This is a genomic window from Plantactinospora sp. CA-294935, from assembly GCF_050936445.1.
Classification (GTDB): domain Bacteria; phylum Actinomycetota; class Actinomycetes; order Mycobacteriales; family Micromonosporaceae; genus Plantactinospora.
The window spans coordinates 7,864,032-7,881,754 of the sequence record NZ_JBNJMU010000001.1 but is presented as its reverse complement, the minus strand read 5'-3'; the positions used below and the strand labels follow the sequence as shown (position 1 = coordinate 7,881,754).

Below are 17,723 nucleotides of genomic sequence, written 5' to 3'. Positions count from 1 at the left end.
ATGGGCGGGACTTCGTTGGTGTGGTTGTTCGGTGTGGTTCAGGTGCTGGGCGGTTGGAGGTGGGCGAGCCGGACGCGGTCGGTGGCCTCCAGCGGCGCCCAGACCGGCCCGGCGGGGTGTTCGGTGCCGCTGCCAGCTGTGGCTACGGCGAGGGTGCCGGAGGTGACCGCCGGGTGCGCGGCGAGCCGTGCCCGGAGTGATGCCTCACGGCCGGGGCTGTCCAGCCAGAACAGCACCGTGTGGTCCAGGCCGGTGGCTCTGTGTAGCGCGGCGTACCCGTCGAGCTTGGCCGTGACCTGGTGGGCCTTTTCGGTGGAGCGGTCGTACTCAAGCCAGAAAGAGCAGGTGTGTCCGTCCTCGGTCCACAGGCCGTGCCCGTCGGGGCGTACCAGTTCGCCGGTGACGGTGCGGCAGGTGCGCTCGGACCACCACACTCCCAGCTGGGCGCCTGTCGTGTGGCGGGCGTGCGCGGCCAGGTCCACGAAGAATCCGTTGGTGCCGAGCTGGTGGGCCAGGCCCGGCCAGGACGCCAGGCGGTTTATGCGGCGCCGGATCACTGCCGTTTTGGGTTCTGGTTCGTCGTTGCGGGCTGCGAGGTAGGCCGCGCCGATCAGGTCGAGGGTCCAGCGCCATTGTTGGGAGCCGGGTCGTACGCCGTCGCGGAAGCGGGCCAGGAGGCCGCGTTGGTTGAGCAGGACGAGCCGGTTGCGTGCCGTGTGGAGGTGGTCGAAGCCGAGGGCTGCGATCTGTTCAGTGGTGAACACCTGGTGCTCGTGCAGGAGTTCCAGGAGCCACCGGTCGCGAGGCATGAGGCGGCGTAGTTCGCTGGCTACGTCGATGCCGCCTCTGGGGGCGTGGGTGAGCGCCCAGATACGTGACTGCGTCGCCGTTTGTGTGATTCCCATGGGATCAGTCCCCCCTGTCGCGGGTCGGCCTGTCAGATGGGTTGACCTGAGCTGTTGGGTGGTTGGCGGGTGGAGGTTCACTCGGCGTGTCCCGCACGGGGGAGTCTCCGGGTAACCCTCTGAGGGAGGGTCCGAGTCGAACCCGATTACCTCCGTCGGCATCGAACGGAGTGGCTGGGTGGGACAGGTCGACCACGCTGGGATTTGTCAGGGCCGACAGCTTGGCCGTGCCGGGGCCGGACAGACCCGACAGGTCTGTCAGCCCCATCAGGTCTGCCAGCGTCGGGTCGGCCCGGTTTGTCGGGGTCGGGTCGTTGCCGCGCAGCAGCGTGGTAGCGGCGGGGGTGAGGTTCAGCTGAGTCACGATCGTCTCCAGGTTTGGTTGCTCGGTGGGAGGGCCGGTTGGGTTGGTTCGGGCCGTGGGCGGGGGTCGACTTGGACGGCGATGCCGACCGCCGCGCCGCGTGCGATGGCGGCGTGCAGGTCGGCGTGGTGGTCTCGGTCGGGGTCGAGCAGGTCGAGGCCCCGTACCACGACGACGCCGAGGAGCCCGGTGTACTGGGCCAGTTCTGTCCAGCCGTCGGGCACTGGGAGGCTGCCGTCGTACAGCGTGGTGCCGTCGGAGGTCGTGATGGTGATGCGTTGCCCGGTGCCGAAGGTGACGTGCACCCGGCCCGGGGCCGCATCGAGGGTGGTGTTCGGTTCGGCGAGCAGGGTGAATCCGGTGTTGAGCAGCCCGGACAGGATCACGTCGGTCAGGTCACCGCCGTTGGCGATGTTCCGGGCGGAGACGCGGGGGGCGACGACCACCACGGACGGTGGCTCGCCTTGGCGGAGCCAGGCCATTGCCGGGAGGCTGAGCTGACCGGTCGGTGTGGGTGCGTGGAGCACGAGCACCACACCGGACTTGGAGCAGTCCGGGTGGGCCAGGCGCACTACCAGTGGTCCCATGCCTTGGTCGTAGATGGTGACCAGGACGGTGGCCGGGGTGTCGGTGTCGAGTTGACCGGTTTTGCCGCATACCGCGCATGGGTAGGCGCTGTACGTCTCGGCCAGGAGGCTACGGGCGGCGCCTTCGCCGCCGAACAGCTCGACGACTTCGGGCGCCACGATGAAGTGTGGTAAGCGAAGCATGGCTAGATTCCTTTACGGGAAGCGGGTTTGCGGTGGGTTGGTGCCGGTGGCACCGGTACCGGGGTCGCTGGTGACGTGGCGGGAACGTCCGCGCCGCGCGTTGGGTCCGTTGGGTGCTCGGTTGGGTTCGTTGGGTTGGTGTGCTCATCGGCGGCCTCCGTTAGGTCGTGCGTTGGGTTGCTGGTTGGGTGCGTTGGCCAGGCGGGTTGCCCGGCCGTCTTGGGTGGGGCGTTCGGGCCGAGTTGCTTTGCCTGCGCCATGGCGTGGCGTTCAACGGCTGGTAGGCCCCGGTCTCGGGCCGCCGCGCGGAGTTCCTCGGCGCGACCGGGCCAGGTGGGTGGGGCGGGTCGAGTGTTGAGGCTGAACGGTTCGCCGTCGCGTGCGTCGATGACGAGGCGGCAGACGATGCCGTACGCGTCGCGGTGGGCCAGGTCCTCCGGTTCGAAGTACGGCGCTACGTGGTGCGCCAGGTCCCGCGCGTCGCGCGGGGAGAGGGAGAAGAGCACCTTGTTGCGGGCGTTGGCGTCGATCGCCGCCGCCATTTTGCCGGTGAGCTGTCCGAGGTGCTGGTGCGCGAGGACCAGGGACAGGTGCCACGCCCGCGCCTGTGCCAGGGCGTCATCGACGCCGATCGGCAGGTGCAGGAACGCCTGACACTCGTCCAGAATCAGTGAGGCGTCGAGGCGGTCCGCCTCGCGTTTGTCGGCCCGTCCGGACGCGGCGTGCAGCAACGCGGCGAGTAACAGTGACCCGGTCAGCCGTACCGTGTCGTCCCCCAGGGTGGGTGGTAGCCGGACCAGCAGCACGCCGCCGTCGAGGACATCGGTGAGCCGGAACGTGGACACCCCCGGTGCCGAACAGCTCCGCGGCGAACCGTCGCGAGAGTACGGCCCGCAGTTTGGACAGCAGCGGGCCAACCTGTACCGAGGCCGCCGCCGGCGTCAGCGTGTCGTACCAGGCCCAGAACGCGGCCAGCCCAGCAGATTCGACGGGGCCGAGGGTGCGCCGGATGGTACCGACCAGCCGCCGCCGGTACGCCGTGTCGGCGAGGAGGGTGGGCAGGTCGGCGAGGGTCGCCCCGGGCTGGTGGGCCAGGGTGAGCACGGCGTGGCGGGCGAGGTCGTCGGTGCGTGGCCCCCAGTACTGCGCCCATACCTTGGCCATCACGCCGACGAGTTGGTCGGCCACGGACTCCGGGTCGGAGCCGAGGTCGAACAGGTCCAGCGCGGCCGGTGCTGCCTTTTCATCCGGGTCGATCAGGACGAGGCGTCCAGCCACCGAGGCGGGGAGCCGGTCGAGCAGGTCTCGGGTCAGGTCACCTTTCGGGTCGAACACCGCCACCCCACGCCCCGCTCGGGCGTCGGCGATAGCGAGGTTGATCAGCAGGGTGGACTTTCCGGTGCCGGTCGGGCCCGGTATGTGCACGTGGTGGCGGGCGTCTTCGGGGGACAGCCCGATCAGGACCGGGTGCCCGAGGGGCGCCACGCCGAGCGCCTTCACGGCCTGCCGGCGTGGCGAGTCCGGCGGGACCAGCCGCAATCTGGCCGGTTGGCGCCGGGACGGCGTGGGGGGCGCCGCAGCGCCCCCCACCTGTGTCGTCGTCTTCTTCTTCGGTTGTCGGCTGGTCATGCCGCCTCCAGTGGTGGTGGTTCGTCGTCGTTGGTGTTGTCGTGGTTGGGGTCGTGCTCGTCCGGGTCGCCGTCGGTGGCGTCCGGGCCGGTGCTGCCGGTCCAGCCGATCCGGGTCCAGCCCGCAGTACGCCGGGTGCGTCGTTCCGGGTCGGCTCGGCTCGCGCCGGCCGGCCAGGGCCGGTGCAACGCTGTGGTGTCGAACCCGTGCCGGGCCGGGTCGGCGGGCAGATGCGCCAGCACCGCCAGCTCGGCGGTGGACAGCAGCAGCCACTCCCCGGTGCGGGCTCGCCGCTGGTCCAATAGCGTTGCGGCGGAACGCATCCGTACCGGGAACAGATGCCGGGCCACGGTGCGGAACCCGTAGCCGGCGGAGCGAGCCGCCGCGCGGGCGAACCCGCCACCAGGTCGGGATACGCCCACCCGGACCGCGGCGATCACATGCGGGCCGCCGGCCAGTTTCTCGGCCGCCTCCCGCATCGCCTTGGCCCGCACCGGGTCCACCCGCCGCAACCCGTCACCGCCGTGGCTGTTGCCGTGGTGGTGGCTGGGCGTCCGGCGGCCGGTGCTGACCAGTTCGGTGATCGCGTCCAACACGAGCCAGATCGCACCCAACAGCAGCGCCAGCACGCGGTCCAGAACGACCGTGGACGGCTTCTTGCGCGGAGTGGCCGGATACCGGGAGGCCCGATCCAGCGCGGTCAACCGCGCCACGGGGGCCGGGCGGACCAGCACTTGCAGCAGCGCCGGTCCGTCCGGCCTGCCGAGCGCGTCAAAGACCGCCTGGAGCCGATCACCGCCGAACGCACCCCGAGCCGGTGTGCCGGCCATCCGGGTGTCGTCCACCAGCGCACCGGTATCCGGACGATCGGCACGCAGCCGGACCCCGGCCACCCGCTGCCCGCCACCGTCGTGCAGGGTGGGCGGGTCGGTGCGGTCCAGGACCGAGCCGGGCCACACCCGCCGCATCTCGTCGATGACCGTCGCGCGTGGCACCCAGCCGGGCAGCCACAACCCGGCGGTCAGCCGGCCCTCACGCTGGTACACCTCGAACGCCAGGGGTGGCTTGGCCAGCCGCCACCAGCCTTTGCGGGCCGACCAGGCAAGACCAGCGAGGAGCCGCCAGCCGCCCTCAGCATGGCCCGGGTCGACCAGCCGGGGCGGGATGACCCGCACCCAGTAGCCGCCCGCGACTGCGCGCCGCCACGCCGCCCGATGCGCCACCCAAGCCGCGAGCGCGAGCACCAGCACGACAGCGGCCACGGCGAGCAGCCACGGCCAGCCGGTCACCGCCGAATGCCAGACGCGGGCCGGCAACCCGGTGACCCAGGAAACCGCGTCGGCGACCCCGCATACCGCGCGGGTCGCCGGCGCCTCTGGGCAGCCGGCCTGTTGCGGCACCGGCAGCCAACCCGCCGGCACGATCAGAAACAGAGAGAAGATGATGTTCATAGACCTCCAGGAACAGACGCGGGCCGCCCCCGAGAGGCGGACCGGACGACGTCGCATGTGGACACAGTCGAGCTGACCAGGGCAAACCTCCGAGTGAACGGGCGCACACGCAAACGTGGCCGCCGCGAGGATCGATGCGAGACGTTGCGGGGTCGAAGCCGAAACCACCCGCGGCCGGAGGCCGTTATCGGCCCCTACTGATAGAAGGGGGAACTGGCCGACCCCCAACTTGCCATCTCGGCCGAAAAAATCTTGGCGGGTTCCGCGTACGCTCGTGACAAAGGTCGGCTCGGCGGGCTCGTGCCGGGCCGCCATTGATGGGCGGAACGGGGTTCGGGATGGCTCGCGGCGCGGGGGCGTCGAGTGAAGAAGCGTGGCTCCCGTCCCGCCGTTCTCGTATGCCTGTTCGGTTCCCTGCGATGTCCGTAGCGCCGGGAGCCGTATCGCCGGTCGGCGTTGGCCGGTCCCGCGCCGCCGCCCTCGGCGGCCCCGGGGTCCCGCAACAGCCATCGCGTGCCATTGGGAGGACATGACGCGCCGTGCCCGCTTTGCCAAAGCCGATTGACTCGCAGCCAGGCACCGATGCTCGCCCGGTGAGGAAGAAGCGCGCCGACCACACGGTGCTCGGCCGGATCGAAACGCTCAGCATCACCGGGGTCAGGCTGACCGTACCGAGCACCGCGATCGACCCGGACGCGCCGCCAGTGCCGTTGGCCATGCTCGACTTCCGCGCCCACCTGCTCCGCGGAAGCACCAAGCCCGAGGCGAGGGGCCGGGCCTGGCGGCACCTGTGCGAGCTGGCCCGCGCCGAGCGGGGCGAGGCGAACCTGTACGCGCTGGGCGTCGCCTACCCGCGGCTACGCGCGATGGCCACCAAGCTTCGGGGCGTTGAGCGACTACGTGGCGGCCACGGCCGTGCAGGTGCGGTGGGCGAGGAACGACCACCTACGCACCGACATGCCCGCCGAAGCCCTGTCCAACGCCATCGCGTCACGACGCCCGACCAGACCGGTGATCTTCCGCAGCGACCGCGGCTGTCAACTACACGTCCTTCCGCTTCGCCGAACGCTTACAGGACAACGGGATCCTGCCCTCGATGGGCTCTGTCGGGGACTCGTACGACAACACCCTCATGGAGAACTTCTGGTCCACTCTGAAGATCGAACTCGTTCACCGCACGAGCTGGCGCATTCGCGACGAGGCCGAGATCGCGATCTTCGCCTACATCGACGGCTGGTACAACAACCGCCGCATCCAGAAGGAACTCGGCTACCTCAGCCCCGACGAGTACGAAACCGCCTGGCATACCCACCAACGCGACCTGGCCGAGTCAGCTATCGCCACCCCTGCGCCAACCGGCAGCAGGTAACCACCGCTCCATCAAATCGGGGCAAGCTCAGCGAGACCCGGAACGGCCGCGATTTCGCTGCGGCCGGGCAAGTGCCCGGTCGCCGGAATTGGATGACTGCCATTACCGACCCGGAGGGAGGCCATCAGAGGGTGAGATGCTCGAGCAGGCAGTCGACCAGGGCCCGGCAGGCTCCGGACAGGGCGCCGGCGACGACTGCCAGAGTGAGTCGACGCCGGGCGCGGCGGCTGCGGCGTCTGCGGTGACGTGGTGACATGAAGTGCTCCTCGTTTCGTGGCAGCGGTTGCAGTAACGAGGATCAGCACGAGCGACAGATGCGGAAACGGCTTGCGGGCAGTGCGGGCGGCGGCCAGGTTAAGCTGCATGTCCAGACGGGCGCCCGCATGGCCCGCTGAGGGCGATGCGGGCACGAGCGTCAAGGAGCGGCGGTGCCCGAGCAACGTCGAGGGCTGCGCCGGCTGCAGGAGGCTCTGCGAGCCCTGGAGGTGCGTGGGGTCGCTGCCCGCAAGGCTGCCGGCCGGCCCTGGTCGCGACGAGCGGCAGCGACGGAGGCCGATCGGTCATATCACGCGGGCGGCGTGGATGCCCGGCGGATCGGCGACTGGCTCAACGAGCCGGGCCGTGCGCCGAGGGACGCGGACCAGGTCTGGGCTTTGGTGCAGGTGTGGTCGGCCTGGGCCGGCGACGGGCCGGGCCGGCAGGGCCGCAGCTATTGGAACGCCCTTGTCGAGGCCGCCCAGCCTGTCCCAGATGCAGGCGGTCCGTCGGGCAGGTTGCCGAAGCATCCGTGGATGGTGCCGCCCGTAGCGCCCGGCACGATACATCGGACCGCCCTGGCAGCCGCCATACTCGATGCGGTCTTGGCCCCCGGGTCCGCGCCGGTACCTGTGACCGCTGTGTACGGGGCGGGCGGCTTCGGCAAGTCCACGCTGGTGCGAGACGCCTGCGTCGACATGCGGATCCGAGACCGGTTTACCGGCGGCGTGCTATGGACGGACTTGGGCCAAGAAGTGCGTGGTACGGATCTTGCGCTCAGACTCAACGATCTGACGGAGCAACTGACCGGGGTACGGCCAGCCCTGTCGGACCCGCAGCAGGCGGGCTTTCGGTTTGGGGCGGCAGTGGACGCGTTGGCCCGGCCCGTGCTGCTCGTTATAGATGATGCCTGGCGCGAAGACCAGATTAGGCCCTTCCTGCTCGGCGGCCAGGACTGCCGGCGGCTCGTGACGGCACGAAGGCGCCTCGGCGCGCTGTCGTTCGGGGCTGTCATCGACGTACCGCCGATGACAGCCAGGGAGGCGGCCACGCTCGTCGCGCGCGGCGTAAAAAATCTCTCGACCGACGTCGTCAACGAACTCGTCGCGCTGACTGGGCGGTGGCCGCTACTGCTGAATCTAACCAACCGCACGATCGCGCGGCAGGCCGGCGGCGGCCGGGAGCCGACCCAGGCGGCGAGGGCTGTGGCTGAGCGGCTGCGCGCCGCGGGGCCGACCGCGCTGGACCGCCCAGCGCTTGCCGATGAGGGGTACCGCGACCAGCTCGTGACCGCCTCCGTCGCCGCTAGCATCAGCATGCTCCCTGACGCCATCGTCGATCGGTATCTCGAGTTGGGCGTCTTTCCGGCGGACGCCGAGATTCCTTGCGTCGTGCTCAACCTGCTCTGGGCGACGACCGGCGGGCTCGACCCGTTCGACGTCGAGCGGCTCTGCGAGGCCCTGTTTGACGCCTCGCTGATCAGCGGTATGCGACACGACCCGCCCGCGATCCGGGTGCACGACGTGCTGCTGCAGTACCTGCGTACGCGCGCCGGCGCTGACCGACTCCGGATGATCCATGACGCCCTGATTGAGGCGGCGCGGAGTCTCGTCGAGCCCGGGGATTGGTGGAATCTGCCCGACCGCAATACGTACCTCTGGGCTAATGTCGTCCGACACTTGGTGGCGGCGGGCCGTTTCGCCGAGGCCGAACGGCTCGTCACCGACCTGCGGTGGGCGACCGGACGCCTTCAACGGGGTGGGCCCGCCGCTCTGGAGGCGGACTTGGCCCAAGTCGACGCCCCGGTAGCTCGGGCACTCGCCACGGTGGTACGCCGGAACGCCCACCTACTCGAACCAATCGAGCCGGCCCACGCGTTGGGCGACATCCTCGCTGACCGGCTGGAGACCGTCCCGGAAATCGCCAGTCTCGCCGCCCAGTTCCGCGCGCGTACACACGGCCCCCGGCTACTCAGCCGATGGCGCCCCCTCGACGAGCCACATCGAGCACTGAGGCGCACGTTCACGATGCCCGACGCGAGTAGCCCGACCACGATTGCCCTCGATGCCGGCGGCGCCTTGCTCGCCACGCTCACTGCAAGCGGGCAGGCGCAGGTGTGGGAGGTGGCGACCGGCATGCGGCGGCAGTCGTTCGGCAGCGAGCGACGCCACACCCCGACGGCCATGGCGCTGGCGCCGGACGGCAGCTGGATCGCCACGGCCTCCGGGTACGGCGACCCAGACCCAGTCGTATGCATCTGGGACACAAGCTCCGGCGAGCTGCGGCACGAACTCGCTACTGTCCATCGGAACGGCCTCCAGCAACTGTCGGCCGGAGACCGGGCCGCGACGATCGGCATCGGTCAGAGTCCGGCCGTGCAGATCTGGGACACCCGCAGCTGGACGTTACTGTGGACCGTCGACGCAGGTCCCAAGCATCGGAATTGGCAGCCCTTAATCGCCCCGGACGGCACCTGGATCGTCACGGCCGGGGTCACCAGCGAGAGCGACTGCAAGATCGGTGTCTGGGAGTGTTCCACAGGCACGCTGCGCCGCTCCATAGACGTGGACGCCGAGCGTCTGACCGGAGCAATGGCGATCGCGCCCGAGGGTGGGTGGCTCGCCGTGGGCGTCGTCGACCACGGAAAGCATCTCCTGCAGGTTTGGGATACCGAGACCTGGACACGACGGACCGTCGAGACCAATCGTCCGGGTGCGGTCATAGACATGATCGCGGCCCCAGACGGCAGATGGGTCGCCACAAATAGCCGCAGCCCCGACGGTCCGGCTGGTCCATGGGTAGACATCTGGGACGGCACCACGTGGGCGCTAATGAAGTCGATCGATACCGGCCATCCCCGTGGTGCTGGCCTGGTCGCTGCATCGCCCGACCACCGCTGGCTCGCTACCGCAGAGTACGACATCCAGTACGACTATCGGGACGACGCGGGCGACGGCATTGTTCGTCTTTGGGATGCGGCAACGGGCGAACTCCGCGGCACAATTGACACTGATCATCCTAAAGGCGTCCGCACCATGTTGTTTACGCCGGACAGCCGCCACCTCATTACGTCGGGGTTCCACATGTTCGTAGGCGGGGGCGATCCGCTGGTGCGGATTTGGGCCATCGAGGCGGCACTGACTGCCGGGCCTGCGTCCGAACCAGACCGTTTCGACGCGATCCTGACCCTGGCGCCGGCGCGGGACGGCGACTGGCTCGCCGTCGGTGCTCCCGACGGGAGCGTCCGCATGCTAGACGCGGCGACCGGAGCGGTACGAACCTCGTTTGTCAGCCAGCGTCCGGAGGGCAGTCTGCGGGTGTACGTCAAACCCGGCGGCACGTGGATAGCGACGCACGGTGCCCTACGCGACACGACGGTGCGGATCTGGGACCCCGCCACGGGAGTCCAGCGCCTGGGGATTGGCACCAGGCACTTCGCCGACATCATCAACAGCCTTGTCATCTCCCCAGACGGAAGTTGGCTGGCGACACTGGGAGTTCCCTACGGCCTGTCGTCCGAGACTGTTTGCCTCTGGGATACCGCCACTGGCAGGCAACGACTCTCGGTGCACACCGGCCATCCGCACGGAGTGAGACAGATCGCCGTCGACGCCGCCGGAGGCTGGTTCGCCACCGTCGGCCAAGCAGTCCGGCTCGGAGAGGGCCATCCCGTGGTGGACAGCACGGTACAAATCTGGGACGCCACCACCGGGGAGCAGCGGCTCGTCGTCGACAGCGGGCACCCGCGCGGCGTGCAGCAACTGGCCCTCGGGCCCGGCGGTTGGTTCGCGACAATCGGCGCCGCCTACTACAAGGACGAGTCCAGCCCTCGCGACCCGATCCTACGTGTCTGGGACGTGGCCACCGGAATTCAGCGCATAGCCCTCGACACAGGATGTCAGGGAGGACTGGACCGGCTGCTCATCTCGCCGAAGGGCGACTGGATTGCCACCCTCGGGTCCGATACCGACGAGCGACAAGTGACCTTGTGGGATCCCGCGTCGGGAGCTCGGCGCGTCCTGGTGACGGGCCTCCAGAGTGAAAACGGACGGTTGATCGCCGGTCCCGGTGGACGCTGGCTCGCGCTGTGGACCATCGAGGGCACGGTCCGTGTATGGACCAGCGACGGCGACCCGCACAGCGCGATGCGCGTCAACGCCACCCTCAATCAGGTCGCCACCGTCCCGGATGGCGACGGCTTGTACATGTCAAGCAAGCACGGCCTGTACCGGTTTGACTTCCAATAGACGGATTGTCGGCCGGCCAAGTTGAGGCGGGCCCGGCGGAGGCGAGTCAGTGATCGTACGGTCGCGGGGATCTGTGGCCGGGCGGCCATACTGGCGACGATCAGTCCCGGCCACGAACCCTCAGCTTACAACCGATGCGACGAGTATGGCGCGATAGGGGCCGTCTGCTGTCCAGGCCGAGCTCGTCCGGTCTCCAATGCCGAGCACCACCAGCCCCACCACCGAGCCTTCTGTGCAGCCGACGAAGTGAACCCGGGGCAGCAGATTAGGCAAGCAGTGTCCAATTTTGCAACGCCGCGATGAGGTGGCGCAGCGCCGACGCGGTGCCCCACGCCAGGCAGAATCTTGCATACTTTAGGACAACCTTCGCATCCAGGCCCGTGCCCATCGGCAGAGCCGGCACCACAGCACCCGATCGCTCAAAGTAACAGCGCCGTCGTCCGCACCGCGTGCCCGAGGAGCGATCTCCACTCGCGTGGGGATAGCCGCGAAGGCCGACCTGCGTCTGACTACTATGCTGGCTCCTTGTCGATGCACTGAGTGATCATGATGGAGTGTGGGTGACCGCCACCGGATCCCGCGCGGACTTCGCCGCGCCGCTGTTCGATGACAACCCGGCGATCTTTGACCTGCTCGGTTTCGACGCGGTAGCCGAGGTGGTAACGAAGGCCGTCACCGCGGGCGGGCTGGACCCGGTGACCGTCGGGATCCACAGCGCCTGGGGCGGCGGGAAATCCACCGCGCTGAACCTCATCGCGACACGGCTGGAACGAGAAGGCCACGTGGTCGTGGTCCGCATCGATCCGTGGGAGTTCGAGAACGCGGAGGACCTGCGCGGCACGCTGATCGCTCAGGTCCTCGATGAACTGCAGAGCCGCGTGGAGTCCGTCCCGGACATCGAGCCGTCGAAGCGCGAGAAGCTGGTGGCGCGGCTCGGTGACCTGCGGCGACGCATCGCCTGGGGGCGGATTGCGCAAGTCCTGGTGTCGAGCGCGGTGACGATGTCGCCGAACTTCGAGGGGCTGATCGAGGCGCTGACGCCCAAGCCGAAGCAGCAAGAACCCGACGAGTCCGATGCGCAGGGTACGGCCGGCGCTCAGGGCATGGCGGGCTTCCGGGAGGCGTTCGAGGCGCTGCTGAAGGAGGTCGACGGCATCCGCAAGGTCGTCGTCCTGGTTGATGATCTCGACCGCTGTCTGCCGCCGACGATCATGGCGACGCTGGAGGCCATCAAGCTGTTCCTGTCGGTGAAGGGGATGGCGTTCGTCCTGGCCGCCGACGAGGACCTGATCCGCGAGGCGATCGGGGTACACCTCGAAAGCACGGCCAAAGGCGGTTTCGCCAAGCTGTACACCGAGAAGATCATCCAGCTTCCGGTCTCCCTGCCGGTGCTGTCGCTGGAGCAGGCGGAGGCGTACATCGCGCTGCTGATGTGCAAGAATGCCGGTGAACTCACCACGCAGGCGTTCGAGAAGGTCATCGAGGCAGCTCGCCAGCGTCGGCTGCAGGGCCGGGCGCCGTACGTGGTTGCCGGCGACGACGCCACCGGACCGTCAGCTGAGCATCTGATCTTGGCCGCTCGCATCGCCCATGGACTCGGCGCCGATGTCTGGCGTAGCCCACGAGCGATCAAACGGTTCCTCAACGCTCTTGCCGTCCGTGAGCATCTCGCCCGTGCCGGCGGTGCCGAGTTGGATCTGGCAGTGCTGCTCAAGCTGTACCTGTTGGAGATAAGGCACCTGCAGGCATTCAAGCTGCTGAGCCAGAAGGCCAACGCCGAACGCCGCGCGCTGATCGCCGAGTGGGAGCGCTGGGCTCGCGGCGACGGTGCCCAGCCCGCCGACGTGCGGGAGGAGACCAAGGCGTGGGCGGGCAGCGAGCCAGCACTCGACGGACTTGACCCGCAGGTTGAGCGGTACCTCAGCGTCGCGGCGACGCTGCTGAGCGACGTGCGGTTCGGCGGCGCGGTCACCGGCGCGCTGATGCAGGTCATCGAGGCGCTGGCCGACAGCTCCGATGCCACGCGCAACGCGGCCCTGCACGAGTTCGCGGAACTGGAGCCCGCCGACCGGCAGACCGTTGCCGAAGGCTTGAGTGAGCAGCTCACCCGGCTGTCCGAGCCTGAGTCGGTGATCGCGTCACTGACCGCGATCGGGCAGACGGACCGGGAGCTGACGGACGTGGTGACCCGGCTGCTGAGCCAGCCGGCGGTGATCGGTCGGCTGCAGGCCCACCACGTGCCGTACCTGGTCGGGATGACCGGTGTGCTGCACGCCATCGTCGCCACCGAGGGGCTGGATGCCGATGTCGTAGCGGCGGCGCGTGAAGAACTGACCGGGCCGCGCCGCTAGTGGGAACGTCGGGCGCGTACGGCGGCAGCGGGTCACAGCCGTGGGACGCCGCTCACGACGCGTACGGCGACGCCGCCGCGGCAGGCGAGTCCGGCCCGTCGGACGCGCAGGTCCAGGACTTCGTCGACGCCTTCATGCAGGCGCTGGCGAAGACGACCCCGCCGGTGTCCGCAGCGTCGTCATACCCGCTGGCCTCACTGCGCCCTCAACGCTCCGGCGGCGCAGGTGGCGGCGGGGGCGGGTCCAGCAGCTCGGCCGGCGGAGGTGGCGCACGTAACCTGGGCAGGCAGAGCGCCCGCGGCGCCGCCGCGGTCGCCGGCGCCTCCGCTCTGCGCACTGGCGACCGGGCGACGCTGACCGAACTCGGTCTCGATCTGCGCCACCTCGACAGCCTGCCCACGGCCCGGGCGAAATGCGCCTACATCGTCGACACGCTCCTCGGGGCGCCGAGTCACCCGGACGAGGTCGCGCTGCGCGCGGCGACGCTGCGGACCATGGTGGAGATCCAGAAGGCCAAGGAGCCGCTGACCACGACGGAGCAGATGGAGCTGTTCTTGCAGCACCTGGCCTACGAACAGGTGCTGGTCGAACTGACCTCCCAGCGGCGCACTGACACCATCACGCCGCAGCGTGCGAAACAGATCGAGGACAAGGCCAAGAAGTACCTGCGTGCCAGCGTGAAGGCGATGAAGCTGCCGAACATGGCGAAGCTGACCGCCCAGGCCTTCGTCTCCTCCGCGGCCATGCTCGCGCACAAGGTGTTCTCCGTCTTCCGGATGCGAGACAGCTGATGACTACGGTCGAACTGCTGCCGGACGGCACCCAGGCCACCCACGGCGACGCGCACACCTACCCGTGGCCCGCCAAACCGGGCCGCACCGCCGCCCTGCATACCGAGATCGGCTGGTCCATGACCGAACTGGGTCCGGCCGCCCCTGCGGCCAAGGACCTCCTGCGCCTGGTAGCCGCCGCCTACCTGGCCGACCGCACCGTATCGCGTCCGCAGCTGGCCATGCGCCGCGACCTGCACCTCGTCGTCCACCTCGAGCAGCCCGATCTCTGGACCGAAGATAACCTGAACCGGCTGGCGGATCTGCTGCACTGGCTGTCCGGCGACATCTGGTGCATTGACACGGTCCCCGCCCGCCCCACACCCGCGCACCACCGGCCCGACATCCTGGCTGCCCCCGTAGAGGCGGTCAGCCTTCTCTCCGGCGGACTCGACTCGCTGTGCGGCGCCCTCCTGCACCTCGACCGGGCGGCCACGACCCTTTTCCTCGGCCACCGCGACAGCTCCACCGCCGTGCGCCGAGCCCAGGACACCGTCAAGGCCGGCCTACAGCAGCGGCAACCCGACACCACCTACCTGCGGTATGCGTTGCGGCCGATGACCACCACCCGCGAAGCGACCCCGCGTACCCGGTCCCTGCTGTTCATGGCGATGGCCGTCGCCGTCGCGTCCGGGCATCGGGCCACTCGCATTCTCGTACCGGAGAACGGCTTCACCAGCATCAACCCGCCCTTGGAGCCTTCGCGCGGCGGCCCGCTGACCACCCGCTCCACGCATCCGTGGACCTTTCACACGCTGCAACTGCTGCTGAACGCGCTGCCGCTAGACGGCATGACCGTCAGCAACCCGTACGCCACCATGACCAAGGGCGACCTGGTCGCTGCGGCGCTACGCCCCGACTCGACCGACGACTTGAATCTGGCCGCTGCCACCCTGTCATGCGCCAAGCCCAATGCCGGTCGGCTGCCCGGCGGCAACCCCAACCTCAATTGCGGCCTGTGCATCGCCTGCCTCGTGCGCCGCGGCGCCTTCGCCGCCGCGCAGCGACCCGACACCACCGTCTACCTGGTCCGCACGCTTACCGGTGTCACCCGCGAACGGCTTCTGCGGCTGCGCCGCCACGACATCGCCGCCTGGACGTATGCCACCGGCGCTGGCTTCGACGAATACCGCGTCATCGCGTCCGGCCTGTGGCCGCCGCACACCGACTTCGACGCCGTGCTCGCACTGTGCGAGCGAGGGCTGGAGGAGCTCGCCCGTGTCACCATCTGACCTGCCACCGCTGGACTGCCACGCCCACATCGCACCCGACGTCACCGGTCCACAGATCGCCGCTCTCAACGGCGCGATCATCTTCGCGATGACTCGCAGCCCGGCCGAAGGCCGCTTCGCCGTCCGCCGCAGCGACCCCACGATTCTCTGGGGTTACGGTGCTCACCCCGGCGTCGCCTCCGCCGTCACGGCCGTCACCGAGGACGGCATCCGCCGCGCCGCCACCGAGCACGTCGTCATCGGCGAGATCGGCCTCGACCGCAAGACCGCTCTGGCCCCCCAGCTCGCCGCACTCGACCTCATCCTCGATGTCTGCGCAGGCAAGCCGCTGCTGCTGTCGCTGCACAGCACTGGCCGCGCCGGTAACCTGCTCGACGCGCTGACCCGCCGTCCTCACGCCGGCGCGATCCTGCACTGGTTCAACGGAACCCGGGAACAGATCGACCGCGCCGCAGCGCTTGGCTGCTACTTCTCCGTCAACGCTGCCATGAGCGACGAACGACTCGCCTGGATTCCCCGAGAGCGCCTACTGCCCGAGACCGACTTCCCCAGCAGCCGCCGCAATACCCGCGCCCGCATACCCGGCGACATCACCTTTCTCGAGCAGCGCATGTCCGAACTGCTGCATCAGCCGGCGGCGGCGGTCCGCAACATGTGGTACGCCAACCTGGCGACGCTGACCCAGCGCACCGGCGTCACACCGCGGTTGCCTGCCGCACTGCGCCAGCTGCTCGACGACTGCTGACCAACCGAGGTCGACACGACGCCTCAACCTCTGCCAGCGCGGGACTGCGCTGCCGCTATGAGGTTCCCCCCCGTTTCGCTGGAGATCAGCGCAGGCCCGGACGGCATCCAGGCCAGTTCGACGTGACCCGGTGTAGTGCGCGGATCGCGGCAGTTGAGGATGCCGTCCGCTGGTACAGGAAGTCGCATGCGGGCCGCGGACGGCCTTGCTATCTTGCGCGGGATGAGTAGGTGACGGTAGACGGCCAGAGGCGTACCCGGCGGATACCGACTCTGGGTAACAAGGCGCGCCGGGCGGCGGCAGAAAGCCTGCGAGCGCCGCGCAGCTCGACCGGCGATTTGAGCCGGCAAACTAGATTGCCTCAGTCGACGCGGGGGATGCATGACGGTTTTCGGCTGCCGGGGCTGCGGAACCATTCTGACGGTTCCAGTGTCGAGGGTGGCCTTGCCCGTTCATGCGGACCAGAAGTACGGGAACGGGCCGGGTTCACTACCCCCGGCCCTGGAGCCCGGTACCTTCGCGGTGGATCCGCTGCCGTCCGGTCCGCCATGGCGCCGGTGGGCCGACCTCGACGCCGGTGAAATTGAGGCGCTCGGCTGGTACGCGCCGAGGTTCAGTGTCTCCACCGGGCCAGTCGGCCGGGTGTTACTCACCCCCGGGGACATCCGCGGCGCCATCATCGCCCCGGCACTGGTCGGCGACTCCGCATGCTGCGGCCTCGACGGCGGCGAGCCCAACATGGTCTGCGTCACCTGCGACACACGGGTGGCTATTCGGGTCGACGACTGTGGCCTGCGGCAGGCGACCTGGCTGGACCCACTCACCACATGCGTGACAGACGACGCTCCCGGCCCGCACCCGATGCTCGACTGGGCAGACCTGATCGATCAACGGCCCGGTGTCCCGCCGTGCGAACCCGGCGGTGGCTGGAATCCGATGTGGGCGGCCGCCGTGGCCTCGGCGCTGGCACACCTGCTGGCCGCCTCGGGCGGCGACCCGATGAAGATTCCGGAACGCCAAGTCGCCGAAATCTTTCAGCCCGTTCTCGACCGTCTCGTCGGTCCGGTCGGCCTGGGGCCGGGGCGCACCCTGGTCCTGGCTGGACCCGGCCTTCCGGATGCCGACGGCGACTTCGCCCTCATCCCGGAACATCCGCAAACCGGCGAACCGTGGCCGGTAGCCCCACCGATGAAGCCTGTGCCGCTGGCCTGGGATACCTGGCGGCACCTCGCCTTCCACCGACCACAGAAGCCGGTGAGGCGATCGGTCCCGATCCCGCCGGAGGCCCCGCCGGCACTGCTCCCGGGTTACCGGTTCGAACCGGACGGACAGATCTTCCTCAGCGTTCTGGCCAGGCTGCCCGAGGTCAGGCAGCCTCGATTGCGTGCCATCTACGAACGAAGCCGCCCCTCCAGCTACTCCTTTTACGTCTTTTGAGCGCTTACGCTCCGCCGATTGCCCTCTCATCGGCGTGTTCGCGAGCCGCGCGACCGAGCTCGTCATGACTTTCCGCAACGAGCTGATTGCGGCATGACAGTGCGCCACAGGCAAGGCGGCCAAGCTTGGATCTCGGAT

Annotated in this window: 12 protein-coding genes; 7 read left to right on the top strand and 5 right to left on the bottom strand. The window is 69.2% G+C overall.

Annotated features, from left to right (window positions below; translation table 11 throughout):
- Positions 1-38: 38 nt before the first annotated feature.
- From ACQEVC_RS34670 to ACQEVC_RS34655, 4 genes are all read right to left on the bottom strand, one after another.
- Complete coding sequence (locus tag ACQEVC_RS34670; protein ID WP_432886345.1) at positions 39-905, bottom strand: replication-relaxation family protein; 867 nt, start codon at positions 903-905, stop codon at positions 39-41.
- A gap of 360 nt (positions 906-1,265) precedes the next feature.
- Entirely contained in the window at positions 1,266-2,039 is a 774-nt protein-coding gene (locus tag ACQEVC_RS34665) for a hypothetical protein (protein ID WP_432886343.1), read from the bottom strand.
- Between the two features lie 2 nt (positions 2,040-2,041).
- Positions 2,042-2,884 carry a hypothetical protein gene (locus ACQEVC_RS34660; protein WP_432886340.1) on the bottom strand — a complete coding sequence of 281 codons (843 nt, stop codon included), beginning with the start codon at positions 2,882-2,884 and terminating at the stop codon, positions 2,042-2,044.
- A gap of 780 nt (positions 2,885-3,664) precedes the next feature.
- Positions 3,665-5,119: a hypothetical protein gene (locus ACQEVC_RS34655; protein ID WP_432886337.1), complete on the bottom strand. Its 1,455-nt coding sequence runs from the start codon at positions 5,117-5,119 to the stop codon at positions 3,665-3,667.
- Between the two features lie 1,084 nt (positions 5,120-6,203).
- Here ACQEVC_RS34655 and ACQEVC_RS34650 point away from each other — a divergent pair.
- A complete protein-coding gene (locus ACQEVC_RS34650) occupies positions 6,204-6,488 on the top strand; it encodes an IS3 family transposase (protein WP_432891882.1) in 285 nt (94 codons plus the stop codon).
- 124 nt (positions 6,489-6,612) lie between these two features.
- Here the strand turns inward: ACQEVC_RS34650 and ACQEVC_RS34645 are convergent, their stop codons facing one another.
- Positions 6,613-6,744: a hypothetical protein gene (locus ACQEVC_RS34645; protein ID WP_432886334.1), complete on the bottom strand. Its 132-nt coding sequence runs from the start codon at positions 6,742-6,744 to the stop codon at positions 6,613-6,615.
- 172 nt (positions 6,745-6,916) lie between these two features.
- Between ACQEVC_RS34645 and ACQEVC_RS34640 the strand changes: the two genes are divergently transcribed.
- The 6 genes from ACQEVC_RS34640 to ACQEVC_RS34615 all read left to right on the top strand — a co-directional run bounded on the left by ACQEVC_RS34640 (position 6,917) and on the right by ACQEVC_RS34615 (position 17,585).
- Positions 6,917-10,990, top strand: coding sequence for an NB-ARC domain-containing protein (locus ACQEVC_RS34640; RefSeq protein WP_432886331.1), 4,074 nt, complete (start codon positions 6,917-6,919; stop codon positions 10,988-10,990).
- A 560-nt stretch (positions 10,991-11,550) separates the two neighbouring features.
- Positions 11,551-13,341, top strand: a complete 1,791-nt coding sequence (locus ACQEVC_RS34635; RefSeq protein WP_432886329.1) for a KAP family P-loop NTPase fold protein — start codon at positions 11,551-11,553, stop codon at positions 13,339-13,341.
- Positions 13,341-14,132, top strand: a complete 792-nt coding sequence (locus ACQEVC_RS34630; protein WP_432886326.1) for a hypothetical protein — start codon at positions 13,341-13,343, stop codon at positions 14,130-14,132. The genes ACQEVC_RS34635 and ACQEVC_RS34630 overlap by 1 nt, the downstream gene beginning before the upstream one ends.
- Positions 14,132-15,403 (top strand): hypothetical protein, encoded by a 1,272-nt coding sequence (locus ACQEVC_RS34625; RefSeq protein WP_432886323.1) that lies wholly within the window; start codon positions 14,132-14,134, stop codon positions 15,401-15,403. Before ACQEVC_RS34630 ends, ACQEVC_RS34625 begins: the two co-directional genes overlap by 1 nt.
- On the top strand, positions 15,390-16,148 hold the full coding sequence (locus ACQEVC_RS34620) for a TatD family hydrolase (RefSeq protein WP_432886320.1): 759 nt from the start codon (positions 15,390-15,392) through the stop codon (positions 16,146-16,148). The genes ACQEVC_RS34625 and ACQEVC_RS34620 overlap by 14 nt, the downstream gene beginning before the upstream one ends.
- 381 nt (positions 16,149-16,529) lie before the next feature.
- Positions 16,530-17,585, top strand: coding sequence for a hypothetical protein (locus tag ACQEVC_RS34615; protein WP_432886317.1), 1,056 nt, complete (start codon positions 16,530-16,532; stop codon positions 17,583-17,585).
- Positions 17,586-17,723: the final 138 nt, after the last annotated feature.